The organism is Desulfonatronum thiodismutans, assembly GCF_000717475.1.
GTDB classification, from domain to species: domain Bacteria; phylum Desulfobacterota; class Desulfovibrionia; order Desulfovibrionales; family Desulfonatronaceae; genus Desulfonatronum; species Desulfonatronum thiodismutans.
In genome coordinates, this window is the sequence record NZ_JPIK01000023.1 from 43,961 (window position 1) to 66,010 (window position 22,050).

Genomic DNA, 22,050 nt, shown 5'->3' on the forward strand with positions numbered 1-22,050 from the left:
CTTGAAATATGCGCCGGAAAAGTTCTTTCATGCCCAACTCCTATCGCTGCATTTGCAGCCTAGCCTGCTCCATGTTGCGCATGGCGTTCTGATGCAACGGATGTTCCGGGTCGGGAATCAGATGTAAAACAAAGTTCCAGTTGCGAATAGCTTCATCGTAGTTCAAAAACTGATAATTCCTCAGGCCCAACCGATACGCTTCATCCGCGCGAGCGAGAAGTTCCTCCTGGGTGGTTTCAAGCTTGATCCTGGTCACCTCGTTGACCGGGTCCAAAGCCAGCGCGTGAGACCACTGCTTAACAGCGTCTGGAAGCCGTCCCGAATCATAGTAGATCTGTCCGGCTTCGGCGTAGCGAGCGGCGAGGGCTCTGTTTTCATCAGAGACTTCAGTCCGGGAGTCGGAAGGCAAAGCTAGTGGCGCGGGTGCGTCCAGTTGCGGAGGAGCATCGGAAAAAGCCGGGACGTCCAGGGGTTGTTCGTCGGGAAACGGCGTAGGCAAGGCCGATCCCGGATCAGGTCGCGCGGACGGCTCGGGCTCAGACTTGTTACCGGCCCAGAATGAAATCAGCACTATCAAGGTCAGGGCGATTCCCGCCGCGATGAGGATTGCCCGAAGCCTTGATGCGCCACGTCCTTGCGCTGAACCGGCCGAGCCTCCTTTCGTTGCCCGACTTCGATTCACATGGATATTTCTCTTCAATACCGTCTTGTCGTCGCTTTCCGCAGGAGGCGCTTCAGCCAAATGAAAGGTCAGGGTGACGCTGCCCAGGGTGAGCCGGTCTTCATGGTGCAATACGGACCGGGCTGTTTTGGAGTCGTTCACGTACACGCCGTTGGCCGACCCAGTATCTTCAATGATCCATTGTCCATCCAGAAGACGGATGCGGGCATGAGAGCGTGAAACGCCCACCTCGTCCAGAACGAAGCCGCAGTCCCTGGAACGGCCGATGCGGACATCGTCCAAACCCAGTACTTCAATGGAGCTCCTGCCGTCGGAAAACACGATCTGGAGAAACGGGCGCCCCACAGCCGCGACAATGGTTCGATCCTCGGCAACAGAACTCATGCTTTGCTCTCCTTGATCGATCGGCTCAAGACAATCAGCACTCTTTCGAATTCCTCCTTTCCCTGAACCATCTCGACCGCCACGCTCCCCTGCAATGGGTCACCGCTGGATAGCGTAATGGTGGCCGAGGCCATTTTTTCCGGAGCGCCCACTGCTTGATGAATCAGCTTCATCACTCCGGAAAGAACGGCCTGATCCGGGAACGCCTCAAAAAAATGCTTGCCCCGGACATCCGGGGCGACGCCCATCAACTCGCAAAACCCGGAATTGACCATCAACACAATATTGTCCGCATCCGCGGCCATGACCGCATCAGCAACGATGTTCGGCAAATGGTCGACCAGCGGACCTAACGGGGACGAAGCGACGATAGGACGCATCCGCCCCGAGGAGGACCGTGGAGTCGAAGTGGACGGTTCTTTGGCTAGGGTGGATATTTTGATCAGGGCCCGGTTGATGCTTCCGGCCAGTCTGTTCAAGCTTCCGAGGCCCAGTTTTTCGGGGACGTTGCTTCCGTCTCCTTTGAGCGCGGTTTCCAGGTCGTCGCGCAAGGTAATCAAAGGCCGCGAGGTAACGTACCCGATAGCCGAAGCTACCGCCGCGGCGACCAGCAGCAGAACGATCAGACTAATGAGGGCATTGCGTTTAACGCCTTCCTCCAGGCTGGTGATGGTGTGCAGGGAAAAAATGATCCTGGCAGTGCCGATCTTCACGAATCTTCCGGACTGGACATCATAGATGCGGATTGGTTCCGAAAGGTCGTAAACACCGTCCTGGACTTCGACCATGGTCCTCTCCTCGGCCAGGATGGCACTGCGTGAGGCCGGGTCGGTCGGAGTCTGCAAAAACCGACTCACCGGTGCGAGAATTCGTCCAGCCCGATCATAAACATAGGCCTCAACGACGCCTTCATGTTGGGAGATGCGCTCCACATCCAGCAGCATTTCATCCCCAATCCGCAACGCTTCCTGGCTCAGCGCGGCCAAAGCCGTAACCAGGGCTCCTGCCTTGCGCAAGGCTTCCTGGGAGGCCATTTTGCGTTGTTCGGAAATCAACGGCCAAGCGACCAGGGCATGGCTGATCAGGGCCGCAACGAGCATGATCAGCATGATCTTGGAGGACCAACCCAATCCGCGAAGACGATGTGTAACGGCATCGACCTTGCCCACGGCGTGCATCTGGGTTTTGTCCGAAGATGAGGTGTCCGCTTCCTGGCTGCTCAGGCGCAGTTCGGACTTTCCGGCACGCACCACGTCACCGGAGTTCAGGTTGGCTTGATCCACCAAACGCCCGTTGAGCAAGGTTCCGTTGGCGCTGCCCAAATCCTTGAGCACCACTTCACCGCGGGAGACGAGGATGGAGCAATGCCTGCGAGAAACTTCGTCGTCTTCCAGACAAAGATGGCAATCCCCGCCGCGACCGACAATCGTTTCCTTGCGCGTCAACTCAAAGGTTTCCCCACGCTTTGGCCCGCTGAGGATTTCCAGAACGAATCTAAGCCGCATGCTTCTCCACCTTGTTCAGGAAAAAATGCAATCGATCTCCGACGCGCACCCGGCCTTCAAGCATGCCTGTCGGCAATTCCAGGACGCTTCGCGCGGAAAAGAGAAAGGGACTGAGCCGCCAGGGAAGAAAGCCGGAGCGCATGGAAAGGACGTGATGGCGACTATCGATGAAGACGACGTCAATGGGAAAGCGCATAAAAAACGTATGGATTTGCTTGCACGGTTCGATCCACAAGCCGTGACCGGACTCCAACCCTCGTCGTCCCAGCAGCCCTTTGACCCGGGCCGCCAACCGATCGGCTTTTTCCAGTCGTGAGGCGAGCTGGGTGCCGTTGGCGGTGTTGAAGCACGAATACGTCGACGTCGATAGCCGCGAGAAAAACACGGACCACCCCATTTGCTACATCAAGGTACCCGTAACGAATCGAACAATCAACGGCCCGAAAAAGACAATGAAGATCGCCGGCATGATGCACAAAACCAAGGGAAACAGGAGCTTTTGGGAGGCGATGGCCCCCAGGCGTTCCGCCTTTTGAAACCGTTCCGTGCGCATCTTGTCGCTCTGCGCCCGCAACACCTTGCCGATGGAAACACCAAGCTTATCCGCCTGGACCAGAATGGAAACAAAAGAACTCAACTCCCGGACATCGCACCGAAAGGCCATGTTCCGGAATGCGTCGCTCCGTGTCGCCCCAAGGCGCATCTCGTTGATCACCAGCCCCAGCTCATGAACCAGGGGCCCGGGTCTGGACTTGCGAACCACCTTGTTCACCGCGGCCACGAAATCCAGCCCCGCTTCAACGGACAGGGCCAGCATGTCCACGACGTCGGGCAGGGCACGGACGATCTCGTGCGCCCGCTTTTTTTTTCTATCCCCGAGCCAGCGGTCCGGATAGAAAAAACCGAGCAGCGGAACCACAATGAACACCCACCAAGCTGCACCGGAAAAGTAGATGAGCAGAGCCAGAAAAAACAGGATGGCCAGAAAAAATTTGTAGGCCAATAGCTCCTCCACGGTAATTTCATCCAGCATGCCCGCCGCCTGGATCTCCCGCTGCCGTTTTCTGCGCCATTCCAGAATTTTTATATCCTGGGTGAACTGAGTCAGATAGAGAATAAAAGGGCGGCTGACCCGCAATAACGGAGATTTCGTCTCCCTCTGTCCGGTTTTCACGCCCAGGGACTCCAGCAGTTCAGCTTCTCCCTCTCGGGAGAAAAACTGCCGGACGAAGAGAAATCCGGCGGCCGCGACAAGGGCGATGATGGTAATTAAGATGAAAGTGGACACGGATGCATCCTCATGTGAGGGTCAAGGTACGATCTGCCGGAGCAAAGGCAGAACTTGTTGAGCATTGATAGGTAGAATTTTCAAGTGTTTGGTCAGGGATTCTCAGCGATGATTTTTTCGGCCAGGGCCACGAAACCGTCGCGGATGCCCGGCACGACGAGGAAGAACGCGAGCACCAGAGCGATGGTCACCACAGCCATGAGCAGCATAACCTCCACACTGACCTGACCGGATGTCTGGCCAGAAGTCTGGCCGGGAGTCTGGCCAGGAGGAGTTTTCTCTCTGGACGTTCGGCGGAGAAACCACATTCCTTCTACTCCAGCCAAATGTAGTTGATCGCGAAACGCCTCTGCCCCGCGAGACCGAGCTGTTCAGCGGCGGCCTTGCTGATGGCCAGATCCAGGCCACGATCCAGATGGCTTCGGTCGTTGATCACAATCACGACCGAATTTCCGTTAGCCGGATTGACCACCTCGACCCTCTCGCCAAAGGGAATGGTCGTATGGGAGCCGCTCAGCAGTCGCATGTCGAACTGTTCTCCACTGGTGGTTCTTCGCCCGTGATACAGTTCACCGTACCAGACGGCCTCTCCGGTTACCCATTGTCCGCGGGGCACTTCACGCATCACCACCGTACTCTGCGGGGGCGGGGGCGGGGTAACGCAGGACGCGACAAGGAAAAGCACTCCAATCAGGAATAGAATTCGATAACTCAACGCATGCATAACTTCCTCCCGTAATCAATTGTATCCGTCGTAGCCGGTCATCGCGACCTTGGTGTGCCACCTCATCTACACGTCAATAGTGATTATCTTGCGGATCAACAGCCCTCCCGCAAGCAGCATCAAACACATGAACAGCAGCAGCAGCCACCCCAGCAGTGTGGTGAACAGCGGCTCCATATATTCCGGATTGACCAGATTCATCAGGTAAGCCATCACGAACGGCATGCTGATCAGGATCACTCCTTGGGTCTTGCCTTGAGCTGTCAGGGTGCGAATCTTATCCTTGACCTTTTCCCGCTCCGTAATCGTGTACACGATGGTGTCGAATGTTTCGGATAGATTGCCGCCGGTTTCCCGAAGAATCAGCACTGCGTTGACCACGATGGCCAGGTCCAAGCTAGGCAACCGGTCCGACATGGCGCTGAGGGCGTCGTCCAGGGTCTTGCCCATGCGATGTTCCTTGAGGGCCAGGCCGAACTCCTGGCTTACCGGCTGGGGCATTTCCTTGGTCACGATGTCCAGGGCCTGCGGCAGGGACATCCCGACGCGCAGGGCGTTGGAGGCCATGACCAGGGCGTCCACGAGCTGTTCATCGAAACGACGTACGTAGCGTGTGTAGATATAGTCCACCCCGTTGCGCAGCAGACGCCAACAGATGGCAGCTACGGCCAGGGCCAAAAGCATTGTACCGTACCATTGGATTCCCCAGGTCGCCCAGGTGGCCAAAGCCAAACCAAATGATGGAAACGCCAGGACAATCAGGCGACACTTGGTAATTGGCACGTTCCAAAACATTTTTTCGAACGTGGCATGAACATAGTCGGCATCGGCCTGGAAGCGGCGCGAAAACCATTCCCACCCAGAGTACTGGGCCGCGCAGTACATTCCGACGCCCATCAAAAGACCGGCCAGAACGCCGAACAACAAGGCTGTCACTGCTCGTCTCCTCGGATAATGTTAGCTCCGACTCTACTCATAGGATTCCAGAAAAATCTCCCTGGGGAAGGTGAATCCTTTGGCCTCCAGGGTGTTCATGAATCGGGGAATGAAGCCGCTGGCCACGAAATGCCCGACCACGCGGCCTTGCTCGTCCAGACCGGTTTGCCGGTACTCAAAAATATCCTGCAAGGTGATCACGTCCCCTTCCATACCCGTCAGTTCAGTGATGTGGGTAATTTTTCGAGATCCGTCCGGAAAGCGGCTCTGCTGGACGATGATGTTGATGGCCGCGGTGACCTGTTCGCGAATCGCCCGTGAGGGCAGTTCGAAACCGGCGAACATGACCAGCGTCTCCAGGCGATTCAAGGCGTCTCGTGGGGAATTGGCGTGGATGGTGGTCATGGATCCGTCATGTCCGGTGTTCATGGCCTGGAGCATGTCCAGGGCCTCGGCGCTGCGGCATTCCCCGACAACGATTCGATCCGGACGCATGCGCAAGGAGTTGCGGACCAGGTCGCGAATGGTGATCTCCCCGGTCCCTTCCAGGCTGGGCGGACGGGACTCCAGACGGCAGACGTGCTCCTGCTTGAGTTGGAGTTCCGCGGAGTCTTCGATGGTCACGATGCGCTCGTCGTGAGGGATGAACGAGGACATCAGGTTCAGCAGCGTGGTCTTCCCGCTTCCAGTGCCACCGGAGATCAGGATGTTCAGCTTGGCCCGGACGCAAAAATTGAACAGATCGGCAATGGCCTGATTGATGGACCCGAATCTGACTAGGTCCTCCACTTGCAGGGACTTGCTGGGAAACTTCCGGATGGTCAACAGCGGGCCGTCCACGGCCAGGGGCGGAATCACGGCGTTGACCCGGGAACCGTCCTTCAACCGGGCGTCCACCATGGGCGACATCTCATCGATCCGCCGACCAAGCGGGGCCACAATCCTCTCGATGGTCCCGCGCAGATGCTTGCCCGTCATGAACCGCAGGCCCGATAGCTGGATCTTGCCTTTGCGCTCCACGAAAATCTGATCGTGCCCGTTGCACATGACCTCGGTGACGCTTTCGTCGGCCAACAGGCTTTCCAACGGGCCGAGCCCCAAGGCCTCGCTGAGGATTTCCATCACCAGACGAGTGCGGACGTCGCGGTCCGCGATACGTTCCCCCTCCTCGTCCATCAGGCGGTCGACGACTTTGCGCACGTCGGTCTGGAACTGCTCGGCCAACCTCGCGTCATGCACGGCCTCCAGTTCCAGACGCTTCAGATCCATTTCCTCCACAAGGCGCTCATGGATCCTCAGTTTGACGGCATCCAGCCTGTCCCCATCAGCCTGTTGCGAAGTGTGCGAAGCACTTGGCCGAATGGCTTGGTCCGTTGGAATACCGGTCGGCGAGGATGACGGCGCGACCACGGGCATGACGAACTCCCGGATCGCTCGGGAACGCTGAGGGCGAGGCGTGGACACTTCATTGGTCCAAACAGTCCCGGCCAATTCATCCACGGCTCGGCTGAACGGGTTGCGCGGTTGCCCCAGCAGCATCGGCTGACGATTGGTGAGGCTCTTGGCCAATGCTTCAGGTTCATTGGGCAAAATGCCCTGAATCGGTCGGCCGAGACGCGCCTGGATCATCTCCGGAGGATAGTCTCCACGTGGATCATATCGGTTCAGGACCAGGGAGATCATTTGCTGGGGAAACGCGTGATGCTGGAGAGTCTCCAAGCCCTTCCCTGTATGGGCCACGGAAAGGACGTCAGGGGTGAAGAGCATGAAAATCCGAGTGGCGCAGTCCAGGCAGGCCAGATTGGCCGGATGAAAGCCGGTGCTCAGATCCGCGACCACTGCATCAAATCCCTTGGCCAGAAGGTCAAAGCAACGTCCGATCACCGGCCCGGTGAGCAAGGCGGCTTCTTCAGGCCGCCGATACGCAGGCATGAAATGCAGCCCGGACGAGTGGCAGTCCGGAAGACCGCGGAGCATGTTCGGCAGCAGGGAGTCCAGCAAGCCCGCCAGGTCGGCCATGGTCCGCTTGGGATGCTCGATGTTCAGGGCCAAGCCGCCGTCGCCGCAATAATCCAGGTCCATGTCCACCAACAGCACGCGCCCACGGGTCTCCCGCAACAACGCCAATGCGAAATTGTGCGCGAAAAGGGATTTGCCCACGCCCCCCTTGGCGCTGGTCACCATATAAATCCACCCGGCCATGCCCGCTCCTCTAAGTTTTGAGCCGTCCCCGCCCTACCGCTTGTCCGGCTCGTATTCCATGAAACGCTCTTCCACGATGCCCATGATTTCCCGATTCGCCTCCACGGCCCCTCCGGAGAGGGTCATTGGTGTGACGAACATCACGAACTGGGACTGCTGACGGCGGAAGGACTCGGACTTGTACAGTTGGACAATGGCCCCGCTGGCGCCTTCGGGAAGCGAGTCGAACAGCTTGGCGTCCCGCTGGCTGACAAGCCCTCCGATGACGATGCTGTCCCCCGAATTGCACCATTGAACCGTGGAAATGTTCGAGGTCACGAAGTTTATCCCTCCGCCGGGCGACGTCCCCGCCGGAGCGCTGATCTCGATGTTCATGCTCATGGTGATTCGTTCACCCTGGACAATGGGCGTGATGTTGGCCATCACGCCGTACTTCTTGTAGCTCATTGTCACGGCTCCCGTCCCTTGCGCCGTTGGAATGGCGAACTCTCCGCCGGAGTGAAAATTCACAGGATCACCGGACCGGACACTCATGCTGGCCGTCTCCAAAACCCTGGCTTCCCCGGTTTCCTTGGCCACGCTCAACTTGGGAAACAGGCTGGAAATGGTTCCGGTCAACGCCCCGGTAAAGCTGCCGCTGCCACCACTCAGGTCCTGCGCACCGGAGATAGATGACGTTCCCATGGGCGACCAATTGACACCCCACCCCCTGATGGCGGATTCGCTGACTTCCATGAACTGAACCACAAGCTGGACCATGTCGTCGAATCCCGGAGCAAAGGCGGAATCCCGCTGTTCCAGAAGATTCATCACATGCGGATAGTACAACCTGGCCATCTGCTCGTACCGATTCGAAGCGGCTTCACTGAACACCACCCCTTCCAGAACGATGTTCTGGCCCACGGGCACGACCTTGATGTTGTCGTCGCCCAGTCGTTCGTGAATACTCCGAGCCACGATCTCCAGGGAGCGAGGAGAAACCACGGCCAGGTTCATGACTTGCGGAGATTCACCGACGACCATCAGGATTCGCTCCATCTCCCGGGGCGTCGTCACCTCTCCCTCGATGAGCAACTTCCCGCTGACAACCCGCATGATCAGGCCGTCCACTGGGCCAAGTATTTCCTCAACCTGTTTCTTGAAGGCTTCAAGATCCTTGACCAGGACATTGATGGTCAATTCTTCCTTCAATTGCCCCTGGGCATCGTAAATCAGCAAATTGGTCGAGCCCGGGCGCTTGCCGTTGATCAACAGTTCGACCCTTCCTCCGGCTCGCTCGGCCTTATAGTCGGCCACGGAGGGATCTCCAATGGCCAGTCTGGATATTGAATAATTCAAAGTATATGTTGTGTAGTCGCCTTCAAGAACGTTAATTTGCATTGCCGCGGACGTCCCAGCCACCATCGCCGACCACGCGCAACACAATACGCAAATAAAAAAAAATCGTTTTAGCATGCTACACCTCCAAGCCCGTTATTATCGAAAAAAAGGAAATCCCTTTGAGACGCATGCAGAGCAACTCCGTCATGATCAAAAACCGAAGCCTTCACGCTCTCCGCGGATTTCCCGCCATCTGGGTGGAGTCACGTAAACCTTGTCTTTCAATCCCAGCAGTTCCTTAAGCCCCGTTGATCCCAAAGTCACGGCCACCCGTTCCTCGAACATGGAGCGCAGGGTCAGATAGAGATATCCGGTCTCCTGGGCCAGGACGAGGCCTTGAGCCTGATCCGGCAAAAGCGCCAGGGTGACGGTCGGACGATCCTTGCGCATCAGCCGTTGCTCACGGATCTGACGTTGCTCGATGAGTGAGCGCTCGATGGACTTGGCCGCATCGGTCTCCACGCCGAGATGTTGCTCCACTGCGAGGACCAGGACACTCTGGTACAGCGTGAAGGTCTGCATGTCGCTCTTGTCCCGACCGCCGAACTCAAAAGACCCCAGAACGTCGACGAAATCTCCGGGCTTGATCAGTCCGGCCACCCCGCTCTCATCCGTGACCCCGATGGTCACGGCGCGCAAGCCCTTGGGGATTTTGACGGCCAGGCCCGTTTCAATGCCGTAAGCCACCAGTTTCGTACCCAACAGCTGCTCCCCTTGCAGCATGGGCACGATGGTCACTTGGTCCACGGCGTCCTCATAGGCGCTCAAGGCTCCAGGCTGCACGTAGCGTCTCGGGATCTGCTCCACAGTGAGCATGGTCCGGTCGAGCCGGGTCAGTCTGGGGACGTTGCGGTTGACCACCAGCACGGGAAGCGGTTCGGCAAGGAATCCCAGTTCACGTTCTTTTTGGTGAATGTACTGAAACGTAAGCAAAACGGCCAGAAGGGCCAATGCGGCCGGAATGATGATTCCCATTTTTCCGGAAAAAACTGATTTTGCCACCTTGATCTGCTCCTGAGTGAGAATGTCGGAATGGCTTGTCACCGCCCTTCAAAAACCAAGGATGATAGTAGCCAAATGTTAAGATTTACATACCAAAGCCAACTTTGAACTGTCCACCAAACAGATTTTTCCGGCAGAAAACGTGACGGGTTTGCGTCGCTGGATCAGGTGTCCATGATGCAGGCTGAGATTCAGCCCGCAATCACTGCCTCAACACCTCCAGGATTCTGACCTCCCTCCTACCTCTACTCCCCCGCGGACAAGGATCCTTCCCTCTGTATTCCCTGACAAAGGCGCTCTCGCCGAATCCTTGATAAGCACCGCCATACACGAACAATGACCGCTTGATGTCAAACCCGTCCTGGACCCTGGATGCTCCGAGGTACTCCAAAGCCCACTGCATGCCCGGCAACGTCTCGACCCGGCCATCCTCAGCGACCTCGATTCTGTCAAAAGAGTCGTTCTGGTTGTGAACCTGCTCCCTGGCGGTTTTATGCACGGCAGCCATGAGATAGATTGATTTTTCACCAAGAAAAAAAAGCTGCGCGGTCATGAGAATCAAAAAAACCAGGACCACCATGGCGAAAATCGTCTCCACGGCAGCCTGACCGGAGTTCGTCTGGGGGAGATCGGAAAAGTCCGTCCTGATTCTCATGGATGCCTCACTAATTTCATGCCCAGGGGGCAATCATTCAATGCCGAAACTGGCCGTACCCCAACCTTTCCAGGGGAACAAACCGGGCAAAATATTCGGGCTTGCCATCCTCAATAGTGCCGCCTGTGGGAATCAATCCGGCAAAAGCGTTGATTGTCGGTATCTCAACATCATACCCAAAAGCCGGCAGATTCACGAACACCGGGCGCGCCTGCCTGCGCACATGGACGACCATGTATGTAAGTGACCCGTCCACCTTTTTCATGTATGGTTTGTCCAGAATATCATTGTACGGGAAGGGGACACCCATGGCTTGGAGCTTAAAAGCAGGCTCGCACCTCCACTTTTTGGAAAACCATGCTGAAGTGGGCGGCGGCTCCCTCGGCTCATCCAGGTACATGCTGAACAGACGCACGGGCGGCGTATGCACCAATTCAGTGAGCGGCCTCGGGTGATTGATCATCACGATTTCAAAGTGATCCCCATACCGGTCATTGTACCAGTCCAGGGTATTATACGCGGCAGCTTCTGCATACTCGGGAAAAAATTTGTTGGCCTTGCGCATCAATTCCCGGACAATAGTCATCCAGTCTTTGAAATACCGCACCAGATTCCTGACCTGGGCCTCGTCGGCATAGGGCATTATTTGAAGCCACTTGAGAAGGTCACGCTGCAATAGCCTGTACTCCTCGTTAAGATCAGCAAGTTCGTTCATGCCCGCTGCCTGGACGTTGGCCGCGGACAGGGCGACCATGTCCGCAACGTTCTGGGTCAGTATCCGGTCATGAACAAGCTGCCCCACGTCCACCATGAAGGCCAGAAAACAGATCAGGACCATCATGGACAGGGCAAGGAAAACGGTCGTCTGTCCAGACTGTCCGCGACGAAAGCGGTGGCCCTGGCCGCAGTCAAAACCCGCCCTGGATTCAAGTATCTTCGGGTCAGAGCACATTGTCTCCATCCATGGGGTCTTCTTCGCCGAGTTTCGTGGTCGCTTCCAGTTCCATAACGCCGCCAGGACCGTAAATTCGCAACACGGGGAACAGTTCCTGGACCAAAATTTTAACCTTGACGCCTCCGCCGACACGCTGAATATCCGCCTGGCCCACCCTGTTGATGATCAACTCGGAATTTTGCCGCGCACCATCTCTCCAACCATCGCCGAATCCGTTGGAATAGGCTAGATAACCCCGAGCGCCGGTGTACGAGGCGAATTTTGTCAGATAGCCCTGCGTTCCAAGAAAGGTGATGGACATGTAAGACAACGTGACGATCATGATTACAATGATCATCAGGGCGAACTCGACGACGGCCTGCCCGCTTTGCCGACCGCGAGATGTCCCAAAATCCTCTCTCACGCCCTCCGACTTTTGTGGAAGACATGAAAAAAAGGCTTGGAACTGGGGGTGTTCAAGAATCGAAGGCATAATCTTCAATTTAAAAAAGATTTCCATTCCACCATTTAACGACCAGGGCTCCCGCGGCGAGACACAGGGCGAACGGGATCCCCTGTTCCTCGCTAGTCCGCGACATGTCCGTCCGGTGTAGAGGAGAAACCAATCCCCAAAAGAACAACCCCGTTCGCTTCAATGTCTGCGATAAGCGCCCTTGATAGAGTCGAATCAAAATGGTGGCGATTGCCGCGAACAAAAAAGCGACCAAAATCGTTTGCAAAACAAACCAGGGCCCGGCGATCGAGCCCACTGCCGCTGAAAGCTTTACATCCCCGGCCCCAAGCACGCCCACCGCAAAAGGGACAAACAGGAGGACCCCTCCAAGAAGAAGCCCTCCCATCCCTCCGAGAAAACCATGCAAGCCGTACATAAGCGTGGAGCCAGCAATACCGAACACCATGGCCGGGATGGTGACAATGTTATACACTTTCCCACGCAAGGCGTCGGTAAAAACACAGACGGCCAAAACCACTCCCAGAAAAAAACCGGGAAAAAGCAATTCCAACATACCGACCGTTCAAGCTAGTCCAATGTTCCTCGGGCGCTGGTGCCACCACTTAAGGCTGCCTTGATCCTGTTACCAAGGTTTTCGACGCCTTCCTGGAAAGGCTCGACAAAAACGTAAGCTGCTGCAATGATTGCGATAACGATGACACCGATAATCAGCATGTACTCTGTCGCTCCTTGACCGCTTTCCTCTGCCCATAGTCGACGCAATACGTTCATCTTCTTACCTCCATAAATTTGGTTTTAAAAAAAATATGCCTATAAGCCACCACAAAATAAAAACCTAAAAAGATATTCAGAGGCACTCACTCTGAATATTCGGCTTGAGCGACTCTTGATATCCAGCAGTGTTTACGGAGCACCTCCAGAAGTATTGTGCGGCTTTCCGCCTCTATGCCACACCCAGCTAGCAAAATCTTTGATTTGCCTACCTGTAAATCTTACTGCATCAAGAGCCTTTTGACCGCCCCAAGTTATCCATTTGTAGCCATCTTTTATGCTCCCCCAAAATTTGACTATCCATTTTGCAATTTTGCCCTTTAGACCAAAATAATTTAACAATTGAACAGAAATTTTATCCGACCAGGAAAATATATAGGCAGCTACTTTTTTTCCTAATTTTTCTTTTCCCAATTTTGCAAATAATTTTCCAAAAATTTTGGTTACAATAAACTCAGCAACACCTTTGACGGAAAATTTCTTAAGAACTCCAATGATCTGGATAAACTTGTTGACCAGGTAGGTCTTTTTTAAATACGCAGCTATGGACGCAAACAATGCCACCAATTTTGACGAGATAATAGCTAGCGCCGCGAGCAACTTCGCCCCCCCCAGAAGACCGAAAAGAATAGCTCCAGCAACAACAGCCATAGCAATTATCCCCAATGTCCACCACGAGATAAAATCCCCTAGCTGCTCTTTTGTCCACTCCCAGAAACGTTTTATCCCCTCATCCCAAACAAAGCGCAGGGCGTCTCCAATTTTCCGGCCGCTCCAGTAAACACCGTCACGTACTTTGCCCGCTCCCCACTTCACGGTATCCAAGCCCCATTCGCCTATTCGCTGAATCCCACTGGAAACGCGCTCCCAGGTTGAGCTGAACCAAGAGGGTTGCGCAGATGGCTGCTCTGGCCTCACGGGGTCGGATTCCATCCGTTCCCCGGAGTCGAGTCTGGCCCCAGGCTCAATCGGGGCTCCAGGCTCCACCATCGCTCCGGGAACAACCTTCTGCCCTGGAGGGACGCGTCCTCCTGGAGCAACTCGTTCACCGGGAGCAACCCGTTGCCCCGGAGCCACTCGCTCACCAGGATCAACTCTGGCTCCAGGGGGTGCCTGGGCAACGACAAGATGATCAATACCGTAAGAGATTATCGGATCAAAATGAATTGTCGAAGAAGAAAACGCAGGCCCGGCAATAGAGAGAGCCAAGAAACACGCGGTCAAGACGGAAAAGTATAAACGGCCGACCATGGCCCCCCCTTTTTTGGTTTCTCTTCGTCAATTAAAAATTATTTTCTTCAATCTGTCAGCGGGTTAATCACGATGATGTTTAATCCTCGAAAGGAGAATTATGTCAAGCCATCTTTTGTCATCTTTAGAGTATTCAACGTTTGCTTTGGATATTTATATTCGGCACAATTGAGCAAAATCAAAGTGCTACGTGACCATCCTAGCTATCAAGAGATTACCAAGCGTCCAAAAAGCCATCGCCGCGTTCAATTATTGAACATCGACAAATGGAACCAACTTTCACGATTAATAAGAAAAACATTCTATAATAGACCGTTAGGGCCAAATCAACTCATCTTGTTGTCAAGGATGGCTTGTCAAAACAATATTTTTATGTCAACTTTTTGTCGTCTTTTGTTTTAACAGTTGATTCCAAAATATCGAATGTCCGTTTTTTTTTTTGAGGGATAACCAATTTGCCTTCCACCTCGGAACCCACGGTGAATAGCTCTCATCTCAGGATGCTTCGGCTACAAAGCTATCCGCCTCTGGCGCATGCGGGCTTCATTCTTTGGCTAATGACTTTTCCATTAGGTTTGTTGGTCGAAGAATCCAGCCCATTCTCCGTACTTTACTTTCTTTTACCACACTCTTTGACGCTACTTCTTCTAGCTCGATGTGTTCACAAGGCTTGGTTTCCGAAATTCGCGGATTTGAGCATTTTCCTAACCATCAGCCTTACATTGCTCTTCCCTTACTTTCGAGAATGGACCCAACCTCTACTTATTGTGACTGGATTTTGTGGAGCCGCGTTACTGATTCGCCTGGGCCTTCTCCACTCTCGAGCGGAGAATCCTATATTTTCCGCTGCCTTGGGCCAATCCATGGGGATAGCGGCGCTCTTTCTGATTCCTATACTGCAATTACCTCTGCCCGCGAAATTCATTCTTGTCGCCCTTCCGCTCATCCTGTTTTTGAATAATCGGCGTGAATTATTGTCTATGCCTGCAAAAGCTACAGGTACCGACACCTTACTCTTCCGCGCACTTCCCATCATCTTTCTCTTCTTCATGACCAGCGGCCTAACGCATGGGCTCCTCCTGCCGTTTTATATTCATGCCAGCCTGCTTCCTGGATCGGAGCTGGCTTTTTATGTCATCGGTCTGTTGATCGGTTATCGTTTGACGTTGGCTCGGATTCACTTGCCGCTCACATTGGCGATAGTTCTGACCGTTTTCGCATTCGGCATCTGGCAGTCGCCTGATCGCTTGGCCGTGGACATCAGCATGTATGCCATGAACATGTCCAAAGGATTCGCGGATATTTACCTGCTTGCCCTGATGTTGGGACAGCGTAATGTGGCTCAATCGTTTGCCTTGGGTACCGGTATCATGCTTTTGGGGGTGAGCGCGGGAATTTTTCTCGCGCACGCCTTGGAGGATGAAGCATGGGCATTCGTATTGGTAGGGAATGTTCTGGTATGCGCAACGCTTTTGGCCTTCTTCCTTCAGGGCTCACGACGCAACGTACTTGCTCCGACGGCTCACCGATCAAATGAAATCCGTAACGGCCTTCTCGAAGATAAAATCGACCTGGAGGAATCATCAACGAAAACTCATGACTCCTCCAGTGCGCAATCAACTCCTCTTCCCACTTCCGGCCCTCTGGCGAGTGAAGCCGAAATCCCCTCAATTCCCACCACCTCCCTCCCGCCGCTCCCTTTTTTGAACACCCTGTCTCGCCAGGAACGCTGTGTTTTGGAATTGGTTCTTTCCGGAGCAAATTACAAGCAAGCAGCTAAACGATTGGAAATCACGGAATCCTCCGTCAAGACATATATGACGAGAATCTATTCCAAAGCCAATGTTCGCAACAAAGCGGAACTGCTCCGCAAATACCTTTGACCACCTCCCCGTATAACCGCTGGAATCCATGAAAGCCGAATTCCGGCAACGCTTAAGGCATCGCCTGAGCCTTGCCCAATCCTCCATGAAAGCGTAAAGTGCCACAAACCATTACGTTATAAGCGGGCCTTTCCTCTTTTGCTTTTCAGTTCGGAGTTTGGCCTTAACCAGTTAGAGGGAGTTCATTTATGGGGCGTCATCACTTATCGAGAGGCATCAAAAAAATTTCCTGCCTCCGGTCGTCGTCTTGTCCTTCCTCCCCTTCCTTCTCCTCACGCTCGCTTGTTCCCACCCGACTCTGTTTTTTACCTGAAAACAAATTCAACTCCGGGCAAGCCACGGTGGAATACCTTTTAGCCATCGGAGTCGTCGCCGTGGCCATGGCCGCGGTCTTGTCCAGCGGAGTGCTCTTTGAGGCTTTGGCCGATCTCTTCAGTCAACTCTCGGGGAAGATCGCGCTACCATCCCCCTAAGTAAGTTGTTCAACGCATCTCCCACGAACGCTTTTCAAACGAGTACACGTTTCATGAGCAACCTCTCCTATACCGGCATGACCCACCAGGGCCAAGTGCGCGGTGACAATCAGGATTCCATTTATCTCCCGCAGGGCGGGTGCTCGCTCCCCTGTCTTTTTCTCGTCGCGGACGGAATGGGAGGTGCAAATGGCGGAAAAACAGCCAGCGAACTGGCCGTAAGCATCGTCTCGGAGGAGTTTCACCAAAACCAGAGGAAACATGGACCGGAGCTTGCATTGCGCAATGCCGTCAAAAAAGCCAACAGCACCATTTACTACAAAGCCCAAGCCGAACAAGACCTTCGCGGGATGGGAACGACCCTGATCGGGCTGGCCGTTCTTTCGGACAATCGAGCATTGATCATCAATGTGGGCGACAGTAGGTGTTATTTACTTCGGGAAGGCGAGCTACACCAGCTCAGCGAGGACCATTCCGTGGTGCAGGAGATGGTCCGCGAAGGCAAGCTGACAGATGAACAGGCAAGAAGCAATGGGATGCGCAACATGCTTTCCAGGGCGGTTGGAGCGGCCGCGGAGGTCAAGGAGGATCTATTCGCCGTGACGGCTCTGGAGATCAATGATACCTTCCTGCTTTGCTCCGACGGGCTGCACGGCCCGGTTCCCGAAGAACGCATTCGAGAAACCCTTCAACAATCCTTGGATATTTCCGGCAAGGCCCAACAGCTGCTGCGACTGGCCAACGACAATGGTGGACCGGACAACATCTCGGTGATCCTGGTGCGGGTCAACCAAAGTGAATATCTTCCCGAACCGGATGAAGTCACGTTTCGCAAGAACGTGCCCATGACAAAAAAACAGACTGGGGCAACATCTTCACTCTCCGGCTTTCTAGGAAGGTTTTTCAACAAATAGGCAAGCACCTCGCTCCCTTTTCCGCGCTTCGGTCCCGTTCGTCCATCAAGATGGACATCCTCAACACCAGAGGAGGCGTTCATGATCACTTTGCAAAAATACAATAATTATTATCTGACCAGGAAAATCGCCACCGGCGGAATGGCCGAAATTTTTCGAGCCTGGAAGCTGGGAGAGGCCGGCTTTGAGAAACAGGTGGTGGTCAAGCGCATGCTGACGCACCTGACCTCGAACGAGGACTTTCTCGCCATGTTTCTCAGCGAGGCCAAGCTGGTCAGCCGCCTGAACCACGCCAACATCACCCAGGTCTACGACCTGGGTAAGAATCAAGATACGCCGGATGGCACGCCGACCTACTTCATCGCCATGGAGTTCGTCTTCGGTCGAAACCTGGCCCAGGTCAGCAAGCGCTGTCGAGAAAGAAACCAGTCGCTCTCCTGGGACTGCATCGCCTCGATTTGTCTCGGAGCGGCCCAAGCCCTGGAGTATGCCCACGAATTGTGCGACGAGCACGGCGCTCCTCTACGCATCGTGCATCGGGATATCAGCCCGCAAAACATATTGATCTCCTACAGCGGAGAGGTGAAGCTCCTGGATTTCGGCATTGCCAAGGCCCTGGTGGAACGCCAGCAAACCCAGACCGGGATGCTTAAAGGGAAGCTCTCCTACATGTCCCCTGAGCAGGCCCTGGGAGAGCCCGTGGACCAGCGCAGCGACATTTACTCCCTGGGCATCGTGCTTTGGGAGTTGCTGACCGGTCACCGTTTGTTCACCGGGGACAGCGAAGTGGGCATTCTGCAGAAAGTCATCAAGCCCGAAGTGGCGGACCCATTGACGTTCAATCCGGATATTCCGCCTGCCTTGGCTGAAATCTGTATGTATTGCCTGCGTTCCGACCCAGAACAACGCTGCTCCAATGCCCTGGAAATGGCCAAGGCGCTCAACGCCTACCTGCATGCATCCTCCGAAGCCGCGCACCTGGCAGTTCGCTCGACAATGCATGAGCTGTTTTCCCGGGAAATGCTTTCGGAAAAAGAGCAGATTCAAGAAGAACTCCTGGCCGTCCGCCATGCTCTCGCCAAGCCGGAAGGCGACGAGTCGGACGCCACGGTGATCATTCATTCCGACGGCACTCTGGGCATCGGCACGGAAGACGAAGCCACCATACTAACTGACAGCTCCGATCCCGCATTCTCCCCTCAAAAGGCCTCGATGACCCTCAGCGGAAAAGTCATGCGCCTGGCCAACTCCATGCGCTCCGCGACCAGAAGCGCGGCGGGACTGACCTTGGCCGCCGCAACCTTACTGATTGTGCTGATCGGCGTGGTGGCCCTTTGGCCGGAACGGACGGATCACGGGGTGCAACACGCGACGGAGGGACAGGCTGCTCCGGCAACTCCCATTCCCGCACCGCCCACAGCCACCTCCGGCGAGGTTGCGTCACTTTCGACTTCCGGCCTACCAGAACCATCGCTCACGCCAGCACGCCATGCCTCGCCAGAAGCAGGCCCAACTCCAGAGAGTGCAGCCACGTCGACAAGCCCGAGTATTTCTCCGGCTTCCTCGCATACCACGCCACCAGAAGCTGAACACACCACACGGACTCAAGCGCCCCCTGAAGCCACAACGACGGGAAAAACCAGCGCAGAGAGTGTCGCCCTTCCGGCTCCCCCGGAACCGTCGCAAACGGAGCAACCGAGGCAATCGAAACCCAAAAACACATCTCCCCCCAGGGACCCTTCTGCCTACAATCATTTGGCGGATCCCAGTCTGCAAACTGCTCCGCGTCAATTTGACCAAGAGCGTTTCGATCGATTGCAGGCGGAGTTTCAACAAGGCCAGTTCGCGGCTTTGGATGAAAGGCAGACTTCAGGGGCGCTCCCTGGCAAGCGGATAACGCGTAGCGATGCTCCTCCTCGGGCTAAATCGGGTCAAGCGGATGTGGTTATCCGGATATGGCGGCAATTCGGCGCGAGTCTGGAAGTGAGCCTCCTGCTCAATGATCAGCCGGCTTCGGACGCAAAGACCTTTACCATTGGCCGAAACCCGGTGGACATCCCGATTCGCCTGCAATCCGGCACGAATGTCGTTCGCTTGACCCATGCTGGATCAAGCATCATTGACGGGATTCAGGTTCAGGTCGGCGACGGCAAAGCGTTAAGTCTTTCAGTGGGAAGCAGGGACCAGGATCACGTGATCGTGGAGTACTGAGAGGCGGGCTTTGATGGCCCGTTGGAATGATGGAGAATACTGAAGGGGTATTGGAAATTGAATTCTGATCTGATGAGACATTCGGAGGCGGGGAAAGCCGGTGGTTGGCCGATGGTTGCTCGGGTTGGGATCAGTCCAGCACGGCCCGCAAATCAACACGGTTTGCCGTGACATTCGTGGGCTCCAGGCGAAAACCCGGAAATCGCCGATAAGCCAGCTCTTCAGCGACGTCCGTGGAGCTTCCGGCATACTTAAGCCCCAACTCTGCGGTCCCCATGGTGTAGCTCCGCTGATCCAGGCCATGCACTCCGGCCAGTTCCGTTTCAAAAAAGTGCCGGACCGCGGTCAAGTGCCGATAAGACACCAAGTTGGTGATCACCACGGTCAGCGTTTTCGCGGTTTGGCCGTTTCCCTGACCGGCTACGGCGGCGAGAATATCCTGAACAAGGGCCTCCGTGGCCTGTCCGGCCGCGCCGCGCACCGCCCGGACGCCTCCCTGGGCTTCGTCGATGTGCGCGGCTGCCGTCTGAGCGCTTCGGGACGAAATGATCCGCCCGTCATCAGAGTGCAACGCTCGCAACTGCACCATGCCCTGCACGGACTGCATCCGGCTGCCTTGAATTCCTCCCCCGCCCTGCTTGGAAAATGCCTTACCCGTGATCACCACCTGAGCGCCGTACTGCAATCCGGCACTGGCCGCCGCGTAATTGTCCCCTTCCAGGATGCGTAAAGCTTGGTCCCGGGCAATATTAGCCTTCACGGTTCGTGGGTCCACGACGGTAAACCCGGCATTGACCAGCTTTTCCACAATAATCGATTCAGTCTGCCCCAGGTCCTCAAAGGCCGTGGTCTGGAATAGCCCCGCGATTTTCTCCTCCACCATGACCATGACCTTCACGGGCCCCGCACCTCCAAACGACTGTTCATTGCCGACCGCAAGGGCGACCAGGATTATGAACAGCAGAATCCAAAGGCATCGAAAAGGTTGTGTTCTCATAATCTATTCAGTGAGTTCAAGACAAGACTAATTGAATCGCGCTTCGCGCTTCACCAGATACTCTTTTTCCCACATGATGATATTCGTCCGCGCGTCCGTCATGCGGAACTGAAACTGAAAATACCGCATGCCCTGCTCCGCCCCTCGGGCCGCCACTTCCGTGGTGGAGTAGATCAGGCCGGTCAGAAAGTAATCCACGTCCGCCACTCGCTGCGAGACATTTCCGGATTCCGTCATGGTGGTTTCTTGTTGGCTTTGGTCCGTGACCCGAATCGGCTGGCCGACCTGCGTCGGCGCAGTGGTTCGGGTCCGGGTTGTGGTGGAGGAAATCTGAACCCGACCGGACTGCCGCATCCGCTCCTCAACAGTGTAAAGGTGGCTGACATCATCCCGGAACAAAATCCGGCCCATGGAATTTTCCATCAGCCTGACGCGCATGGTTTGTTGAAAAATTTCTGGATCAATGGCCAAATCGGTTTTATTCTCAATCGGACGAATGGCCACCACGGGAATATTCCCGCGAGTATAGAGAAATTCCTGGAGCACGAGATCCCTGGCCATGGTATCCGCGGTCGCCCGGAGATCCTCCACCTGGATTTGATCCAGGATGGCTCCGGGAAGGCTCTCCGTGGGCGCTCTCCGGGATGTTGCAGTAGAAGGCGGGGTGGACACCGCGCATCCCGTGACGAAACAAAGCACCACGACGGCAGTCATGGAAAAAAACACCTTTCTAATCATCTCCGTCTCCGATTTCATTGCGGCATGTTTCCAAGTAGCAAGCCGGCCAAAGCGTTGGCGGTCGCCACACTGATCTGGTCCACGGTCAATTCCTGGGATGTAACGATCCGGCTCGAAAGCACCTCCAACAATCTCGCTTCCACCCGCTGCTTGTTGCCGACTTGATGGACACTGCCCATGACAATGTAGTCCACCGTGTCCATAAGTCCTGTTTCATACCCCATGGGCGTTTCCGTCAATCCGGACTGCGACAGTTCGAGCTCACTGATCAAGGCGTCGAGCTCCTCGCGTTCAACCACCGTCACCCGCCCCGTATTGACCAAGGCGGAGGCGACCATGTCGCTCACGGCCCGTCCAAGGTCCGGGCGGTTCGGGCTGGTTGAAAAAATCCGAACAGCCATGACCACTTGGTTCATAGCGTCCAATTCTTGGTCTTCCCAGAACCCATCCGGATATTGCTGATCCAAGGCCTTGACCGTATCGCTGGAAACCTGCCCGGAATAAGGAATTTCAGCATAGTGGACGTCTCGTTGCGGGACCTCCTGGACTTTGGCGCACCCCAGCACTCCGAAAATGCAAAAAGTCGTTAATAGACACCGGACATACAACCTCATGGTCGCCTCCTCAAGGCCATCAGGATATTTA

Annotated in this window: 23 protein-coding genes; 4 read left to right on the forward strand and 19 right to left on the reverse strand. The window is 55.2% G+C overall.

Translation table 11 applies throughout. The features are described 5' to 3' along the window. Positions 1–40: 40 nt before the first annotated feature. The 16 genes from GY33_RS20065 to GY33_RS21140 all read right to left on the reverse strand — a co-directional run bounded on the left by GY33_RS20065 (position 41) and on the right by GY33_RS21140 (position 14,032). Positions 41–1,066, reverse strand: a complete 1,026-nt coding sequence (locus GY33_RS20065; protein ID WP_051822770.1) for an FHA domain-containing protein — start codon at positions 1,064–1,066, stop codon at positions 41–43. After that, positions 1,063–2,571, reverse strand: a complete 1,509-nt coding sequence (locus GY33_RS0116800; RefSeq protein ID WP_031388441.1) for an FHA domain-containing protein — start codon at positions 2,569–2,571, stop codon at positions 1,063–1,065. The genes GY33_RS20065 and GY33_RS0116800 overlap by 4 nt, the downstream gene beginning before the upstream one ends. Next, entirely contained in the window at positions 2,561–2,968 is a 408-nt protein-coding gene (locus GY33_RS20710; protein ID WP_084185288.1) for a DUF192 domain-containing protein, read from the reverse strand. The genes GY33_RS0116800 and GY33_RS20710 overlap by 11 nt, the downstream gene beginning before the upstream one ends. A 3-nt stretch (positions 2,969–2,971) precedes the next feature. After that, positions 2,972–3,859 carry a type II secretion system F family protein gene (locus tag GY33_RS0116810; RefSeq protein ID WP_051822771.1) on the reverse strand — a complete coding sequence of 296 codons (888 nt, stop codon included), beginning with the start codon at positions 3,857–3,859 and terminating at the stop codon, positions 2,972–2,974. Positions 3,860–4,172: 313 nt separating this feature from the next. Further along, on the reverse strand, positions 4,173–4,484 hold the full coding sequence (locus GY33_RS20715; protein ID WP_161788497.1) for a septal ring lytic transglycosylase RlpA family protein: 312 nt from the start codon (positions 4,482–4,484) through the stop codon (positions 4,173–4,175). Positions 4,485–4,649: 165 nt separating this feature from the next. Further along, a complete protein-coding gene (locus tag GY33_RS20070) occupies positions 4,650–5,519 on the reverse strand; it encodes a type II secretion system F family protein (protein ID WP_051822773.1) in 870 nt (289 codons plus the stop codon). Positions 5,520–5,552: 33 nt separating this feature from the next. Next, the gene (locus GY33_RS20720; protein ID WP_084185292.1) at positions 5,553–7,721 is read right to left on the reverse strand and encodes an ATPase, T2SS/T4P/T4SS family; all 2,169 of its coding nucleotides are present in this window, start codon (positions 7,719–7,721) and stop codon (positions 5,553–5,555) included. A gap of 33 nt (positions 7,722–7,754) precedes the next feature. After that, a complete protein-coding gene (locus GY33_RS0116835) occupies positions 7,755–9,176 on the reverse strand; it encodes a pilus assembly protein N-terminal domain-containing protein (protein WP_084185294.1) in 1,422 nt (473 codons plus the stop codon). 75 nt (positions 9,177–9,251) lie between these two features. After that, positions 9,252–10,103, reverse strand: a complete 852-nt coding sequence (gene cpaB, locus GY33_RS0116840) for a Flp pilus assembly protein CpaB (RefSeq protein ID WP_152555232.1) — start codon at positions 10,101–10,103, stop codon at positions 9,252–9,254. 202 nt (positions 10,104–10,305) lie between these two features. After that, positions 10,306–10,758 carry a hypothetical protein gene (locus GY33_RS0116845; protein ID WP_031388449.1) on the reverse strand — a complete coding sequence of 151 codons (453 nt, stop codon included), beginning with the start codon at positions 10,756–10,758 and terminating at the stop codon, positions 10,306–10,308. Positions 10,759–10,795: 37 nt separating this feature from the next. Next, a complete protein-coding gene (locus GY33_RS0116850) occupies positions 10,796–11,710 on the reverse strand; it encodes a TadE/TadG family type IV pilus assembly protein (RefSeq protein ID WP_031388450.1) in 915 nt (304 codons plus the stop codon). Continuing rightward, positions 11,700–12,116, reverse strand: coding sequence for a hypothetical protein (locus GY33_RS0116855; protein ID WP_152555233.1), 417 nt, complete (start codon positions 12,114–12,116; stop codon positions 11,700–11,702). Before GY33_RS0116855 ends, GY33_RS0116850 begins: the two co-directional genes overlap by 11 nt. 79 nt (positions 12,117–12,195) lie before the next feature. Then, positions 12,196–12,720 carry an A24 family peptidase gene (locus tag GY33_RS20075; protein WP_051822774.1) on the reverse strand — a complete coding sequence of 175 codons (525 nt, stop codon included), beginning with the start codon at positions 12,718–12,720 and terminating at the stop codon, positions 12,196–12,198. Positions 12,721–12,734: 14 nt separating this feature from the next. Beyond that, positions 12,735–12,938 carry a hypothetical protein gene (locus tag GY33_RS0116865; RefSeq protein ID WP_031388453.1) on the reverse strand — a complete coding sequence of 68 codons (204 nt, stop codon included), beginning with the start codon at positions 12,936–12,938 and terminating at the stop codon, positions 12,735–12,737. Positions 12,939–13,070: 132 nt separating this feature from the next. After that, positions 13,071–13,763 (reverse strand): hypothetical protein, encoded by a 693-nt coding sequence (locus tag GY33_RS0116870; RefSeq protein WP_152555234.1) that lies wholly within the window; start codon positions 13,761–13,763, stop codon positions 13,071–13,073. Between the two features lie 89 nt (positions 13,764–13,852). Next, the gene (locus tag GY33_RS21140; RefSeq protein WP_152555235.1) at positions 13,853–14,032 is read right to left on the reverse strand and encodes a hypothetical protein; all 180 of its coding nucleotides are present in this window, start codon (positions 14,030–14,032) and stop codon (positions 13,853–13,855) included. Between the two features lie 636 nt (positions 14,033–14,668). Between GY33_RS21140 and GY33_RS0116875 the strand changes: the two genes are divergently transcribed. The 4 genes from GY33_RS0116875 to GY33_RS20080 all read left to right on the forward strand — a co-directional run bounded on the left by GY33_RS0116875 (position 14,669) and on the right by GY33_RS20080 (position 19,670). Next, positions 14,669–16,072, forward strand: a complete 1,404-nt coding sequence (locus tag GY33_RS0116875; protein ID WP_152555236.1) for a helix-turn-helix domain-containing protein — start codon at positions 14,669–14,671, stop codon at positions 16,070–16,072. A gap of 341 nt (positions 16,073–16,413) precedes the next feature. Beyond that, on the forward strand, positions 16,414–16,545 hold the full coding sequence (locus GY33_RS21800; protein WP_268746654.1) for a hypothetical protein: 132 nt from the start codon (positions 16,414–16,416) through the stop codon (positions 16,543–16,545). A 53-nt stretch (positions 16,546–16,598) separates the two neighbouring features. After that, a complete protein-coding gene (locus GY33_RS0116890; RefSeq protein ID WP_051822775.1) occupies positions 16,599–17,459 on the forward strand; it encodes a Stp1/IreP family PP2C-type Ser/Thr phosphatase in 861 nt (286 codons plus the stop codon). 81 nt (positions 17,460–17,540) lie between these two features. Then, complete coding sequence (locus GY33_RS20080; RefSeq protein ID WP_051822776.1) at positions 17,541–19,670, forward strand: serine/threonine-protein kinase; 2,130 nt, start codon at positions 17,541–17,543, stop codon at positions 19,668–19,670. A 130-nt stretch (positions 19,671–19,800) separates the two neighbouring features. Here GY33_RS20080 and GY33_RS0116900 read toward each other — a convergent pair whose 3' ends face one another. The 3 genes from GY33_RS0116900 to GY33_RS0116910 all read right to left on the reverse strand — a co-directional run bounded on the left by GY33_RS0116900 (position 19,801) and on the right by GY33_RS0116910 (position 22,019). Further along, positions 19,801–20,568: a hypothetical protein gene (locus GY33_RS0116900; protein ID WP_152555237.1), complete on the reverse strand. Its 768-nt coding sequence runs from the start codon at positions 20,566–20,568 to the stop codon at positions 19,801–19,803. A gap of 126 nt (positions 20,569–20,694) precedes the next feature. After that, positions 20,695–21,405, reverse strand: coding sequence for a hypothetical protein (locus tag GY33_RS0116905; RefSeq protein ID WP_161788499.1), 711 nt, complete (start codon positions 21,403–21,405; stop codon positions 20,695–20,697). A 14-nt stretch (positions 21,406–21,419) separates the two neighbouring features. Next, positions 21,420–22,019, reverse strand: coding sequence for a CsgG/HfaB family protein (locus GY33_RS0116910; RefSeq protein ID WP_031388461.1), 600 nt, complete (start codon positions 22,017–22,019; stop codon positions 21,420–21,422). Positions 22,020–22,050: the final 31 nt, after the last annotated feature.